Origin of the sequence: Hydrogenophaga pseudoflava NBRC 102511 (assembly GCF_001592285.1) — a bacterium.
Lineage (GTDB): Bacteria > Pseudomonadota > Gammaproteobacteria > Burkholderiales > Burkholderiaceae_C > Hydrogenophaga > Hydrogenophaga pseudoflava.
In genome coordinates, this window is the sequence record NZ_BCWQ01000015.1 from 17,689 (window position 1) to 30,914 (window position 13,226).

Here is a 13,226-nt window from a genome sequence, read left to right on the forward strand (position 1 = left end):
TCGGAGCTTGGGCACCTTCACCTTGCGGTTCACGCTCGTGGCGGCGTTCACCGGCATCACGCTGCTGGTCAGCCTGGTCATCGGGCTGGCCACCGCCACCCTGGTGGGCGACTTCATGCGCGACGAATTCCGCCTGCGCATGTCGGACCTGGTGGCCGTCGCTGCCACGCAGATCAATGTGCAGGCCCACCACCGCCTGCAGACACCGAAGGACCAGGACAGCCCGGACTACCGTGCCCTGCGCGACCACCTGCGGGAAATCAGGGACCACGGCACCCACATCCGCTTCATCTACACCACCCGCCTGCGACAGGACGGCCAGGTGGTCTTCGTGGTGGACGCCGAGGAGAAACCGGAAGATTTCAGCGCACTCGGCGACGTCTACGCCGACGTGAGCCCTGAACTGCGGGTCGCCCTGTCGGCGCCCCGGGGCACCGCCAAGGCCTTTGTCACGCAGCGCTTCTACACCGATGATTGGGGCACCTGGATGTCGGCCTACGCGCCGCTGTACCTGCCCGACGGTCGCCTTGACGCGGTGCTCGTGCTGGACATGTCGGCGGACCGCATCCTCCAGCAGGAGCGGCAATACCAGTACACCCTCTGGGGCGCCTGCGCCCTGCTCGCGCTGCTGATGATGCCGCTGGCCTACTGGATGGCCCACCGCATCCGACGCCCGCTGTCGCGGCTCGAGGGTGACATGCGCAAGGTGCGCCAGTTCGACCTGGAAAGCACGCCACCCATCCACTCACGGGTGATCGAGATCAACCGCATGGTGGAGCAACTGGAGAGCATGCGTTCGGGCCTGCGGTCGTTCCAGAAATACGTGCCGGCCGAGCTCGTGCGGCGGCTCGTCGCGCGGGGGGTGGATGCCGAGCTGGGCGGCACGCAGCAGGAGATGACCTTCTTCATGTCCGACGTCGAGGGCTTCACAACGCTCAGCGAGCGGCTTGCGCCGGACGAGCTGGTGCACCACCTCGGCGAGTACCTGACCGCGGTCTCCGGCCGCCTGCTGGGTGCCGGTGCCACCGTCGACCAGTACATCGGTGACGCGGTGCTGGCCTTCTGGAACGCGCCCGAACCCGCGGCCGACCATCCGCAACGCGCATGCGACGCGGCCCTGGCGGTGCAGGAGGCTGTTGCCCAGCTCAATCTCGCCTGGGAGGCGCAGGGCCGCCGCGTGGCGTTCAGGACGCGGATCGGGATCAACACCGGAGAGGCCATCGTCGGCAACATCGGCTCCAACGACCGCATGAGCTACACCGTGATCGGCGACGAGGTGAACCTGGTCAGCCGGCTGGAAGCGACCAACAAGTTCTATGGCACCTCGATCCTGCTGTCCGAACACACGCGGCAGCGGGTGCAGGCGCAGTTCGTGACCCGCTTGGTGGACCAGCTCGTGGCGTACGGCAAGAGCCGGCCGATCAGGGTGTACGAGCTGCTGGGTCGCCAGGGCGCGGTGGCGCCGGAGCTGCTGGCGGTAGTGGCCGATTACGAGACCGCGTTTGCCCACTACCAGCAGCGCGACTTCGGCACGGCGATGGCCCTGCTGGAGCGCCACCCCGACGACCCGCCGTCGCGGGTGCTGCTGAGCCGCTGCCGCCGCTACCTGGACCACCCACCGCTGGCGGAATGGGACGGCAGCTTTCTCTTCACCAGCAAGTAGGCCAGCTCCGCCCCTCAGTGCAGCGCCCGGTAGATGGCGTCGGCCAGTTCGGCCGAAATGCCCTCGACGGTGCTCAGGTCCTCCACGCTGGCGGCCGCCACGCCGCGCACGCCGCCGAAGCGTTGCAGCAGGCGCGCCCGCTTCTTGGGTCCGACGCCCGGGATGTCCTCCAGCTTGCTGCCCCCGGTGCGCACCTTGGCGCGCTGCGCCCGCATGCCGGTGATCGCGAAGCGGTGCGCCTCGTCGCGGATCTGCGCCACCAGCATCAGCGCGGCCGAATCGTGGCCCAGGTAGACTTTCTCGCGCCCGTCGGCGAACACCAGCTCCTCCAGCCCGACCTTGCGGCCCTCGCCCTTCTCGACGCCGACGATCAGCGACAGGTCCAGCCCCAGTTGCTGGAACACCTCGCGCGCCATGCCGACCTGGCCCTTGCCGCCATCGACCAGCACCAGGTCGGGCATGCGCGGGCCCTTTGGCGCCTCGCCCGCCACCTCGGCCGCGGGTTCCGGCGTGTCCGCCGCAAGCGTCTGCGCTTCCACCGCCCCGGCCTGTGCATCAGGCGCCACACCCTGCTCGGCCCGCAGCGCCTCGGCGATCTTGCCGTAGCGCCGCAGCAGCACCTGGCGCATGGCCGCGAAGTCGTCGCCGGGCGTGATGCCGTCGATGTTGTAGCGGCGGTACTGGCTGTTCTGCATCTTGTGCGCCTCGAACACCACGCAAGACGCCTGGGTCGATTCACCCGCCGTGTGCGAGATGTCGAAGCACTCGATGCGCAACTCGTCCAGGTTGTCGTCGGGCAACCCCAGCGCCTCGGCCAGGGCGCGCGTGCGCGCCTGCTGAGAGCCTTCTTCGGCCAGCAGGCGCGCCAGCGCGATCTCGGCGTTCTTCTGCGCCATGTCCAGCCAGGCGCGCCGGTGTTCGCGCGGCTGGTGCACCGTGTGCACCTTGGCCCCGTTCTGCTCGGTGAGGGCCTCCATCAGCGTCCGGCTCACGGGATGGCTGGTCACCAGGGTGTGCGGCAGCGCCGCCCCGAGGTAGTGCTGCGCGATGAAGGCCTCCAGCACCCGCACGTGCACCCGTTCCATCGGGTCGGTGGCCGGCGATGACTCGGCTTCGGATTCCAGCGCCTCGTCGATCTGGGTCGCGTCCTCCACATGGGCCGGAAAGTACGGCCGGTCGCCGAGGTGCCGGCCACCGCGCACCATGGCCAGGTTCACGCAGGCCCGTCCGCCCAGCACCTTCACCGCCAGCACGTCGACGTCCTTGTCCGAGAGGTTGTCCATCGCCTGCTGCTGCAGCACGCGGGACAGTGCGCTCATCTGGTTGCGGATCTCGGCCGCCTGCTCGAACTCCAGCTTCTCGGCGTGGGCCATCATGCGCGCCTGCAGCGCGTCGAGCACCTCCTGGGTCTCACCGCGCAGGAAGCGCTCGGCGTCGGCCACGTCCCGCCCGTAGGCTTCGGTGTCGATCAGGTCCACGCAGGGGCCGGTGCAGCGCTTGATCTGGTAGAGCAGGCAGGGGCGTGTGCGGTTGGCGAACACCGTGTCCTCGCAGGTGCGCAGGCGGAACACCTTCTGCAGCAGGGTGATGGTTTCCTTGACCGCCCAGGCGCTGGGGTACGGGCCGTAGTAGCTGTGCCGCCGGTCGACCACGCCGCGGTAGTAGGCCATGCGCGGGAACGCGAGCATCGGCAGGGGTTTGGTCCCGGCGGTCCGGAAGGTCTCACGCGTGCCGGTGATCTTGAGGTAGGGGTAGCTCTTGTCGTCCCGGAACAGGATGTTGAACTTGGGGTTCAGCGTCTTGATCAGGTTGTTTTCCAGCAGCAGCGCCTCCGCCTCGGTGCGCACCACCGTGGTCTCCATGCGCACGATGCGGCTGACCATGTGGCCGATGCGGGTGCCGTCGTGGTTCTTCTGGAAGTAACTGCTGACGCGCTTCTTCAGGTTGCGCGCCTTGCCCACATAGAGCAGCTGGTCCTGGGCATCGAAATACCGGTACACCCCCGGCAGGCCAGGCAGGGCCGCCACTTCGGCCAGCAGTTGTTCGGAGTGCGGTGCGTCGGGTGCGGGACTGGACATGGGGCCGTATTGTGAATCCGCCGCCATGGACAATCGGCGCATGCAATGGGACATCTTCTGCCGGGTCATCGACAACCTGGGCGACATCGGTGTGTGCTGGCGGTTGTGCGCGGGACTGGCGGCGCGCCAGCAGCGTGTGCGTCTGTGGATCGACGTGCCCGACGATCTGGACTGGATGGTGCCCGGAGCCCGGGAGGGTCACATCCCCGGGGTCGAAGTGATCCACTGGACGGAGCCGCTGAAGGTTGCCCACGCCGGCCCCGCCGCCGACGTCTGGATCGAGGCCTTCGGCTGCGATCCGGCGCAGGAATGCCTGGATGAGCTGGCCTTGCGCGTGCGACAGGGCGCTGCGGCACCGGTCTGGCTGAACCTGGAATACATGAGCGCCGAGGCCTATGTCGAGCGCTGCCACCGCCTGCCCTCGCCCATCATGACCGGGCCGCTGCAGGGCCTGACCAAGTGGTTCTTCTACCCGGGCTTCACCCCCCGGACGGGGGGGCTGCTGCGCGAAACGGACCTGCCTGCGCGGCAGTCGGCCTTCGACGCGCCCGCCTGGCTGGCGTCGCAGTCGCTGCCGGTCGGCGGGCTCCCCAGGGCCAGCCTGTTCTGCTACGAGCCCCCTGCCCTGCGCGCCGTGCTCCAAGAGGCGGGTGCGCAGGCGCCCAGCGACTGGCTGGTCACCACCGGCCGCGCCGCCGACGCCGTGGCAGCCGAGCGCGGCCGGGGTCTGGACACCGGTCTGGCCCGGCTGCACACCGTGCCCCGCCTGACCCAGCACGACTACGACCACCTGCTCTGGTCCTGCGACCTGAATTTCGTGCGCGGCGAGGATTCGCTGGTGCGCGCGCTGTGGGCAGGCAAGCCCTTCGTCTGGCACATCTACCCGCAGCACGACAACGCCCACCACGCCAAGCTGGAGGCTTTCCTGGACTGGCTGGCGGCACCACCCTCGCTGCGCGATTTCCACCGCGCCTGGAACGGCGTCACGCGCCCCGGCACCGTCTGGCCGGGCTGGGACGTGGTGAACACCTGGCAGCCCTGTGCGCTGTCGGCGCGGCAGCGCCTGCAGGCCCAGCCCGACCTGATCGGCCAGCTGATCGGGTTCGTCACTGGAAAGCGTTAAAATTCAAGGCTTTGCTAGAAGCGTCGCCGCACAAGGAACCGCGGCCCAACTGTTGGAACCCCTATGAAAATCGCCCAAGAAATCCGCGCCGGCAACGTGATCATGCACGGCAAGGACCCCATGATCGTCCTGCGCACCGAGTACGCCCGCGGCGGCCGCGGCGCCGCCACCGTCCGCATGAAGCTCAAGGGCCTGCTGGGCAACATCGGCACCGAAGTCGTCTTCAAGGCCGACGACAAGATGGACCAGATCATCCTGGACAAGAAGGAGTGCACCTACTCCTACTTCGCCGACCCGATGTACGTCTGCATGGACACCGAGTACAACCAGTACGAAGTGGAAGCCGAGAACATGGGCGACGCCCTGAACTACCTGGAAGACGGCATGGCCGTTGAAGTGGTGTTCTACGAAGGCAAGGCCATCTCCGTCGAACTGCCCACCAGCATCGTGCGCGAGATCACCTGGACCGAACCCGCCGTCAAGGGCGATACGTCCGGCAAGGTGCTCAAGCCCGCCAAGATCGCCACCGGTTTCGAAGTGGCCGTACCGCTGTTCGTGGAACAGGGCGACAAGATCGAAATCGACACCCGCACCGGCGAATACCGCAAGCGTGTCTGATCCGGTCTCCGCTCCACAGAAAGGCTCCCGCAAGGGAGCCTTTTTTGTTGTTGCTACCCTTGCACCATGGACCTTCTCTCCCGCATCGCCGACGTCATCATCCCGGTCTTCCTGATCGTGGCCATCGGCTACGGCTACGCGCGCCGCAAGGTGCCGGACCTGTCCACCTTCAACCGCATCGCGCTGGACGTGTTGGCGCCGGTGCTGGTGTATTCGGCTCTGGCGGCCAAGGACTTCCACCTGGCCGATCATGTGCCGCTGCTGATCGGCGGCACGGTGCTGATCCTGGGCAGCGGCCTGCTGGCCTGGCCGCTGGCGCGCTGGTTCGGTGCACAGCCGCGCACCCTGGTGCCGGTGGTGATGTTCAACAACTGCGGCAACATGGGCCTGCCGCTGGCCCTGCTGGCCTTTGGCCCGGCGCACTTCGGTGCGGCGGTCGCGCTGTTCTCGGTCAGCAACCTGTTCCACTTTTCGATCGGCGCGCGCATCACCAGCGCCTCGGCCCGCACGCGCGACCTGCTGACCAGCCCGCTGATGATCGCCACCGTGCTCGGGTTCGCCAGCGCGCTCACCGACCTCCGTCCGCCCGACGTGCTGCTGGGGGGCCTGAAGCTGCTGGGCGATGCGATGCTGCCCATGATGCTGTTCGCCCTGGGCGTGCGACTGACCTCGCTCACCCGTTCCGGTCTGGCACTGGGTCTGCTGGGTGCACTGGCCAGACCCCTGCTCGGCCTGGCCATCGGCATCCCTCTTGCTTGGGCCCTGGGACTGGAGGGCGCGGCGCGCGGACAGCTGCTGCTGTTTGCCGCCCTGCCCCCGGCCGTGATGCAGTTCATGCTGGCCGAGCGCTACCACCAGGAGCCCGACAAGGTCGCCGCCATGATCATGCTGGGCAACGCCCTGGCAGTGGTCTTCGTGCCGCTGGCCCTGGCCATCGGGCTCTGATCCGTTTTTGTCTGTCACCGAGGATTTCGCATGGAAACCACCCAACACCTGAGCGAACAGCGCATCGCCGACGCCTGGGCCGACCTGCAGGCCCATTCCAACAGCGGCAACGCCCTGCAGGCGGATGCCTACCGGCTGGCCTTTGCCGACCCCGAGTTCCTGCTGCGACGCGAGACCCGCGGCATCCGTTTCCAGCTGGAAATGCTCAAACCCGACCTCGCGCAGCAGCAGCTGGGCATCGAGAACACCATCGTGGTCTTCGGCAGTGCGCGCTTCCGTGAGCCAGACGAGGCCAGAGCCAACCTGGAGAAGGCCATCCAGGGCGGTGACGCCGAAACCATCCGCAAGGCCGAGGCGCTGCTGCGCAACGCCCACTACTACGACGAGGCGCGGGAGTTCGCCCGCATCGTGGCGCGCTACAGCCGCGGCTGCCCGCGGCACGACCAGCTGTTCATCTGCACCGGCGGCGGCCCGGGCATCATGGAAGCGGCCAACCGCGGGGCACACGACGAGGGCGCACTCAACGTCGGCCTGAACATCTCACTGCCGCACGAGCAGTCGGGCAACCGCTTCATCTCGCCCGAGCTGAGCTTCAAGTTCCACTACTTCGCACTGCGCAAGATGCATTTCATGATGCGCGCGAAGGCGCTGGTGGCCTTTCCGGGCGGCTTTGGCACGCTCGACGAGCTGTTCGAAGTGATCACCCTGGTGCAGTGCAAGAAGGCCAAGCCGGTGCCCATCGTGCTGTTCGGCAGCCACTACTGGAAGCGCCTGCTGAACCTGGAGGTGCTGGTCGAGGAAGGCACGATATCGCCCGAGGACCTGAGCCTGTTCAAGCTGGTCGACGACCCGCAGTCGGCCTGGGACCACATCGTGCGCTTCTACGACTTGAGGACTTAATACCCTCCGCCGAGGGCTTTGTACAAAGCCACCTGGTTCTGCTGCTGCGCCAGCCGGGTCTGTGCCAGCGCCTGCTGGGTGGCGAACAGCGAGCGCTGCGCGTCCAGCACATCGAGGTAGCTTGCCACGCCGTTGCGGTAGCGCAGTTCGGCCAGGCGGAAGCGATCGGTCTCTGCCTGGGCCTGCGCTTCCTGGGCCGCGAGCTGTTCGCCCAGTGTGGCGCGCCCGGCGAGCGCGTCGGCCACCTCGCGGAACGCGACCTGGATGGCCTTTTCGTACTGGGCCATGGCGATGTCGCGCGCAGCCTTGGCCGCGTCCAGGTTGGCCTGGTTGCGCCCCATGTCGAAGATCGGCAGCAGGGCCTGCGGCGCCAGCGTGAAGCCCCAGGACCCGTCCTTGAACAGGCCCGAGAGCTCGGTGCTGACGGTGCCGATACCAGCGGTCAGCGAGATGCGCGGGAAGAACGCGGCCCGCGCGGCACCAATGTTGGCGTTGGCCGCGACCATCTGCTGTTCGGCCTGCCGGATGTCGGCGCGGCGGGTCAGCAGTTCCGACGGCAGACCTTCGGGCACCGGCTGGAACGGCGCCACGTCGCCCGCGCCGGGCAGCAGGTTCGCCGGCACCTCCTGCCCCACCAGCAAGGTCAGGGCATTGAGGTCGAGCGCGATGGTCCGGCGCTGTTGCGCCAGCGTGGCGCGCGCCGCCGCGGTCAGGGACTCCGCCTGGCGCAGGTCCAGCGCGGACGCGGCACCGTTGTCAAAGCGCAGCTTGGTCAGCCGCAGCGAATCCTCGCGCGTGGCCAGGGTGCGCTGGGTCAGCGCCAGCAGCGCCTCGTCGGTCTGCAGGCTGAGCCAGCTGCTGGCCACCGAGGCGACCAGGCTGGTCTGCACCGCGCGCTGCGCTTCCTCGCTGGCGAGGAACTGGGCCAGCGCGGCGTCCTTGAGGCTGGCCACGCGGCCGAAGAAATCCAGCTCCCAGCTGGCCATGGCCAGACCCGCCGTGTAGGTGCTGCTGATGTCGCCGCTGGGGGTGGGCTGGCGGTTGCCGGCCACCGTGGCGTTGACGGTCGGCACCTGGTCGGCGCGGCGCACCTGGTACTGCGCGCGCACCTGTTCGATGTTGAGTGTCGCCACGCGCAGGTCGCGGTTGTTCTTCAGCGCCAGCGCCACCAGCTCGCGCAGGCGGGCGTCGGTGATGAAGCTCTCCCACGCCTGCACCGGGCCGCTGGCCGTGACCGAGGCCGGCTGCCCTGGGAAAGTGGCCGGCACGGGGGCCGCGGGACGCTCCAGCGTGGGCGTCATCGAGCAGCCGGCGATCAGGGCCGCTGCCGCCAGCGCGCCAAGAGAGAAGAAACGGGTGTCAGGCATGGTGTACCCCATGGTGTTGGGCCTCGGACTCGTGCAGGCGCTGCTGGCGCTCGCTGTCCTTGAAGAATGTGCGCACGAGGACGAAGAAGATCGGAACGAAGACCACCGCCAGCACGGTGCCGGTCAGCATGCCGCCGATCACGCCGGTGCCGATGGCGCGCTGGCTGGCCGAGCCGGCCCCGCTGGCCAGGAACAGCGGCAGCACGCCCAGGGTGAAGGCCATCGAGGTCATCACGATCGGACGGAAGCGCATGTGCGCCGCCGCCAGCGCGGCCTGGATCACGTTGTGGCCCTGGGCCTGCATGTCCTTGGCGAACTCGATGATCAGGATCGCGTTCTTGGCCGACAGGCCAATGATGGTGATCAGACCCACCTGGAAGTAGACGTCGTTGGCGTAGCCGCGCAGCAGCGTCGCCAGCAGCACGCCGAGCACGCCCAGCGGCACCACCAGGATCACGGCCATCGGGATCGACCAGCTTTCGTACAGCGCGGCCAGGCAGAGGAACACGGCCAGGATGGCGAAGGCGTAGAGGATCATGGCCTGCGAGCCGGCGAGTTTTTCCTCGCGCGACTGGCCGGTCCATTCGAAGCCGAAGCCCTGCGGCAGCTTGGCCGCCAGCGCCTCCATCTCGGCCATGGCCTGGCCGGTGCTCACGCCCGGCGCGGCGCTGCCGCTGATGCGCATGGCCGGGTAGCCGTTGTAGCGCACGGTCTGCATCGGGCCGGTGATCCAGTGGGTGCTGGCAAAGGCCGACAGCGGCACCGCCTGCCCCTTGTTGTTGAGCACGTTGATGCGCAGCAGGTCTTCGGGCTGCATGCGGGCCGTGGCATCGGCCTGCACCACCACGCGCTGCAGGCGCCCGGCGTTGGGGAAGTCGTTGACGTAGCTGGAGCCCAGCGCGGTGCCGATAGCGGCGCTGATGCTGTCGAAGCCCACGCCCAGCGCGTTGGCGCGGTCGCGGTCGATGTCGATCTGCAGCTGCGGCGCGTCTTCCAAACCATCCGGCCGCACCTGGGTCAGCAGCTTGCTCTGCGAGGCCATGCCCAGCATCTGGTTGCGCGCGGCCACCAGCGCGTCGCGGCCCAGACCGGCGCGGTCCTGCAGGCGGAAGCTGAAGCCAGACGACGCACCCAGTTCAGGGATGGGGGGTGGGCTCAGCGGGAAGATGAAGGCATCCCGGATGCCCGACAGCGCACCGAAGGCCCGGCCGGCGATGGACTGCGCGTCGCTGCCCGGCGCCGTGCGCTCGGCCCAGTCCTTGAGCGTCACGAAGGCGAGCGCCGCGTTCTGGCCCTGGCCCGAGAAGCTGAAGCCCAGCACGCTGACCATGCTTTGCACTTCCGGTTGCTGCAGCACGAAGCCTTCGACCTGCTTCATCACGTCCAGCGTGCGTTCCTGGGTCGCACCCGGCGGCAGCTGCACGTTCACCAGCATCGTGCCCTGGTCTTCATTGGGCAGGAAGGAACCGGGCAGGCGCTGGTAGACCAGTGCCACGGCCACCACGATGGCGACATAGATCAGCATGGTGCGGCCCGCGCGCGGCAGCAGGCGCGACACGCCTGCCTCGTAGCGCTTGGCGGTGCGAGAGAAGGTGCGGTTGAACCAGCCGAAGAAGCCCTTCTTCTCGTGGTGGTGCCCGGCCTCGACCGGTTTGAGCAGCGTGGCGCACAAGGCGGGCGTGAGCGACAGCGCCATGAAGGCCGAGAAGGCGATGGACACGCCCATCACCGCCGCGAACTGGCGGTAGATGTTGCCCACCGAGCCACTGAAGAAGGCCAGCGGCACGAACACCGAGATCAGCACCACGGTCACGCCGATGATGGCGCCCGAGATCTGGCCCATGGCCTTGCGCGTGGCCTCCAGCGGCGGCAGGCCTTCCTCGCTCATGATGCGCTCGACGTTCTCCACCACCACGATGGCGTCGTCCACCACGATGCCGATCACCAGCACCATGCCGAACATGGTCAGCACGTTGATCGAGAAGCCCATGGTCAGCAGCGCGGCGAAGGTGCCCAGCAGCGCCACCGGCACCACCACCGTGGGAATCAGCGTGTAGCGCCAGTTCTGCAGGAACAGCAGCATCACCAGGAACACCAGGGCCACGGCTTCGGCCAGGGTCTTGGCCACTTCCTGGATCGAGATCTTCACGAACTTGGAGCTGTCGTAGGGGATCGTCCAGCTCATGCCCTCGGGGAAGAACTTCTCCAGCTCGGTCATGCGGGCACGCACCGCTTCCGCGGTGGCCAGCGCGTTGCCGCTGGGCGCCAGCTGCACGCCGATGCCGGTGGAGGGCTTGCCGTTCAGGCGCGCCGAGGTGGCGTAGCCCTGGGCACCGAGTTCGATGCGGGCCACGTCCTTCAGGCGCACGGTGGCGCCGTCGCTGCTGGCGCGCAGCACGATGTTGCCGAACTGCTCGACGCTGGCGAGCTGGCCATTGACCACCACGGTGGCCGAGATGCTCTGCCCTGCCACGTTGGGCAGTGCACCGATTTCACCGGCCGAGACCTGGGCGTTCTGCGCGCGGATCGCGTTGGTGACGTCGGCCGCGCTGAGGTTGAAGCCCAGCAGCTTGGCCGGATCGATCCAGATGCGCATCGCACGCTCGGTGCCGAACAGCTGGGCCTGGCCCACGCCGGGCAGGCGCTGGATTTCAGGCACGACGCTGCGCGAGGCGTAGTCGCCCAGGGCCACCGGGTCCAGGGCGGGGTCGTCGCTGGTCAGGATCGCGAACAGCAGGAAGTTGTTGCGCGACTTGTCGACGCGCACGCCCTGCTGCGTCACGGCCGCGGGCAGGCGGGGCGTGGCGCGCGCGAGCCGGTTCTGCACATCCACCTGCGCCAGGTCGGCGTTGGTGCCGGGCTCGAAGCTCAGCGTGATGCTGCCGGTGCCGTTGGCCTGGGCCACGGCTTCCATGTAGATCAGGCCCGGCGAGCCGTTCATCTCCTGTTCGATGACGGACAGCACGCTGTCTTCCAGCGTCTTGGCCGACGCCCCCGGGTAGGTGGCGTTGATGATGATGGAAGGCGGCGCCACCGGCGGGTACTGCGCGATCGGCAGCTGGGTGATGGACACCGCGCCCGCCACCATGATGAAGAGCGCGATCACCCACGCGAAGATGGGGCGCTCGATGAAGAATTTCGCCATGTCGGGCGCTCCTTACTTGGCGGCTTCCGCAGCGGGTTTGGCTTCGGCAGCCGGCTTGGCAGCATCGGCGGGCTTGGCGTCCGCCGCGGCAGCGGCCGGAGCTGCGGGCTGGCTGCCCGGTGGCGCCCAGGGCACGGCCTTGACCGGGGTGCCCGGGGGCATCATCTGCAGCTTCTGGAAGCCGTCGACCATCACCTGTTCGCCGGCCTTCAGGCCATCGAGCACGACCCAGCGGCCGCCCTGCTGCCCGCCCACCTTGACCGGGCGTTGTTCGATCTTGCCGTCCGCGCCCACCACCGACACCGTGTCGCCCTGGGCCGTGCGCGTCACCGCCTGCTGCGGCAGCGTGATGGCGTTGCTCGCCACGGCCTGCTCCAGCCGCACGCGCACGTACAGCCCCGGCAGCAGCATGCCGCCCGGATTGGGCACCTCGGCGCGCAGCGTCACCTGGCCGGTGGTGGCGTCGACCGTCAGATCGGAGAACAGCAGCTTGCCCGGCTTGGCGTGTTCGCTGCCATCGTCGAGCACCACGCGGACCGCGGCAGCGCCGTCGCCGGCGCCCTTGAGCTGGCCGGCCTCCATCGCGCGCTTCAGGCGCATGGCCTCGGTGGCCGACTGGGTGAAGTTGACATACAGCGGGTCGACCTGCTGGATCACGGCCAGCGCGGTCGCCTCGCCCTGCCCGACCAGCGCGCCCTCGGTCACCAGCGCCCGGCCGATGCGGCCCGAGATGGGTGCGGTCACGCTGGCATAGTTCAGATTGATGCCCGCGGTTTGCACAGCGGCCTTGGCGGCGGCCACATCCGCCTCGGCAGCCTTCTGGGCTGCCACCGCGTTGGTGTACTCCTGCTGGCTGATCGCGTTCTCGGCCACCAGCGGCTTGTAGCGCTCGGCCACCGCGGTGGTGCTGGCCAGGTTCGCCTGGGCACGGGCCAGGCTGGCCTGGGCACTCTGCAACGTGGCCTGGTAGGGCGCGGCGTCGATGCGGAACAGCGCCTGACCGGCCTTCACATCGCTGCCTTCCTTGAACAGGCGCTGCTGCAGGATGCCGGCCGCGCGGGCCCGCACCTGTGCCACGCGAGAGGCCTCCAGCCGGCCCGGCAGTTCGGTCTGCAGACCGACATCGCCCGGCTGCACGGTCACCACGCCCACTTCCGGCGCGGGCATGCCCCCACCCGGTGCGCCGCCACCGGCAGGCGGTGCATCGGCCTTGCCGCAGGCGGCCAGCGCCGCCACCAGGGGCAGCAGCAGGAAGGTCTGGCGCAGACGAGCGCCAGAGGATGTGCGCGCCGCGGGCGGCGTCGGGGAAACGGGGGATGAAGCGGGCATGAAGAACCTCATGGGCGACGGATGAAGACGGAACCTGGACGGACACGCCATCCTGCGC

The 13,226-nt window shown here is 68.5% G+C and carries 9 protein-coding genes; 5 read left to right on the forward strand and 4 right to left on the reverse strand.

Going from position 1 to position 13,226, the window contains the following annotated elements; translation table 11 throughout:
* The first annotated feature begins 7 nt into the window (after positions 1 to 7).
* Positions 8 to 1,663, forward strand: a complete 1,656-nt coding sequence (locus HPS01S_RS17465) for an adenylate/guanylate cyclase domain-containing protein (RefSeq protein WP_066158924.1) — start codon at positions 8 to 10, stop codon at positions 1,661 to 1,663.
* A gap of 14 nt (positions 1,664 to 1,677) precedes the next feature.
* On the opposite strand, the gene uvrC is transcribed toward HPS01S_RS17465, so the two are convergent.
* Positions 1,678 to 3,741, reverse strand: a complete 2,064-nt coding sequence (uvrC, locus tag HPS01S_RS17470) for an excinuclease ABC subunit UvrC (RefSeq protein WP_066159186.1) — start codon at positions 3,739 to 3,741, stop codon at positions 1,678 to 1,680.
* A gap of 40 nt (positions 3,742 to 3,781) precedes the next feature.
* On the opposite strand from uvrC, the gene earP reads away from it, so the two are divergent.
* From earP to HPS01S_RS17490, 4 genes are all read left to right on the forward strand, one after another.
* Complete coding sequence (gene earP / locus HPS01S_RS17475) at positions 3,782 to 4,864, forward strand: elongation factor P maturation arginine rhamnosyltransferase EarP (protein ID WP_243721715.1); 1,083 nt, start codon at positions 3,782 to 3,784, stop codon at positions 4,862 to 4,864.
* A gap of 63 nt (positions 4,865 to 4,927) precedes the next feature.
* Positions 4,928 to 5,482, forward strand: coding sequence for an elongation factor P (gene efp, locus HPS01S_RS17480; protein ID WP_066158929.1), 555 nt, complete (start codon positions 4,928 to 4,930; stop codon positions 5,480 to 5,482).
* 66 nt (positions 5,483 to 5,548) lie between these two features.
* Entirely contained in the window at positions 5,549 to 6,427 is an 879-nt protein-coding gene (locus HPS01S_RS17485) for an AEC family transporter (RefSeq protein WP_066158932.1), read from the forward strand.
* A gap of 30 nt (positions 6,428 to 6,457) precedes the next feature.
* Complete coding sequence (locus HPS01S_RS17490; RefSeq protein ID WP_066158935.1) at positions 6,458 to 7,327, forward strand: LOG family protein; 870 nt, start codon at positions 6,458 to 6,460, stop codon at positions 7,325 to 7,327.
* Here HPS01S_RS17490 and HPS01S_RS17495 read toward each other — a convergent pair.
* Genes HPS01S_RS17495 through HPS01S_RS17505 form a run of 3 tightly spaced genes read right to left on the reverse strand, consistent with a single transcriptional unit; the run spans position 7,324 to position 13,168 of the window.
* The gene (locus HPS01S_RS17495; RefSeq protein ID WP_066159190.1) at positions 7,324 to 8,694 is read right to left on the reverse strand and encodes an efflux transporter outer membrane subunit; all 1,371 of its coding nucleotides are present in this window, start codon (positions 8,692 to 8,694) and stop codon (positions 7,324 to 7,326) included. The genes HPS01S_RS17490 and HPS01S_RS17495 overlap by 4 nt on opposite strands.
* Positions 8,687 to 11,839: an efflux RND transporter permease subunit gene (locus tag HPS01S_RS17500; protein WP_066158938.1), complete on the reverse strand. Its 3,153-nt coding sequence runs from the start codon at positions 11,837 to 11,839 to the stop codon at positions 8,687 to 8,689. Before HPS01S_RS17500 ends, HPS01S_RS17495 begins: the two co-directional genes overlap by 8 nt.
* Before the next feature lie 12 nt (positions 11,840 to 11,851).
* Entirely contained in the window at positions 11,852 to 13,168 is a 1,317-nt protein-coding gene (locus HPS01S_RS17505; protein ID WP_066158942.1) for an efflux RND transporter periplasmic adaptor subunit, read from the reverse strand.
* Positions 13,169 to 13,226 lie beyond the last annotated feature (58 nt).

Coding starts and splice junctions, on each gene's coding strand:
- HPS01S_RS17500 (WP_066158938.1), bottom strand. CDS start 11,839: ATGGCGAAATTCTTCATCGAGCGCCCCATCTTCGCGTGGGTGATCGCG.
- earP (WP_243721715.1), top strand. CDS start 3,782: ATGCAATGGGACATCTTCTGCCGGGTCATCGACAACCTGGGCGACATC.
- HPS01S_RS17490 (WP_066158935.1), top strand. CDS start 6,458: ATGGAAACCACCCAACACCTGAGCGAACAGCGCATCGCCGACGCCTGG.
- efp (WP_066158929.1), top strand. CDS start 4,928: ATGAAAATCGCCCAAGAAATCCGCGCCGGCAACGTGATCATGCACGGC.
- HPS01S_RS17495 (WP_066159190.1), bottom strand. CDS start 8,694: ATGCCTGACACCCGTTTCTTCTCTCTTGGCGCGCTGGCGGCAGCGGCC.
- uvrC (WP_066159186.1), bottom strand. CDS start 3,741: ATGTCCAGTCCCGCACCCGACGCACCGCACTCCGAACAACTGCTGGCC.
- HPS01S_RS17505 (WP_066158942.1), bottom strand. CDS start 13,168: ATGCCCGCTTCATCCCCCGTTTCCCCGACGCCGCCCGCGGCGCGCACA.
- HPS01S_RS17485 (WP_066158932.1), top strand. CDS start 5,549: ATGGACCTTCTCTCCCGCATCGCCGACGTCATCATCCCGGTCTTCCTG.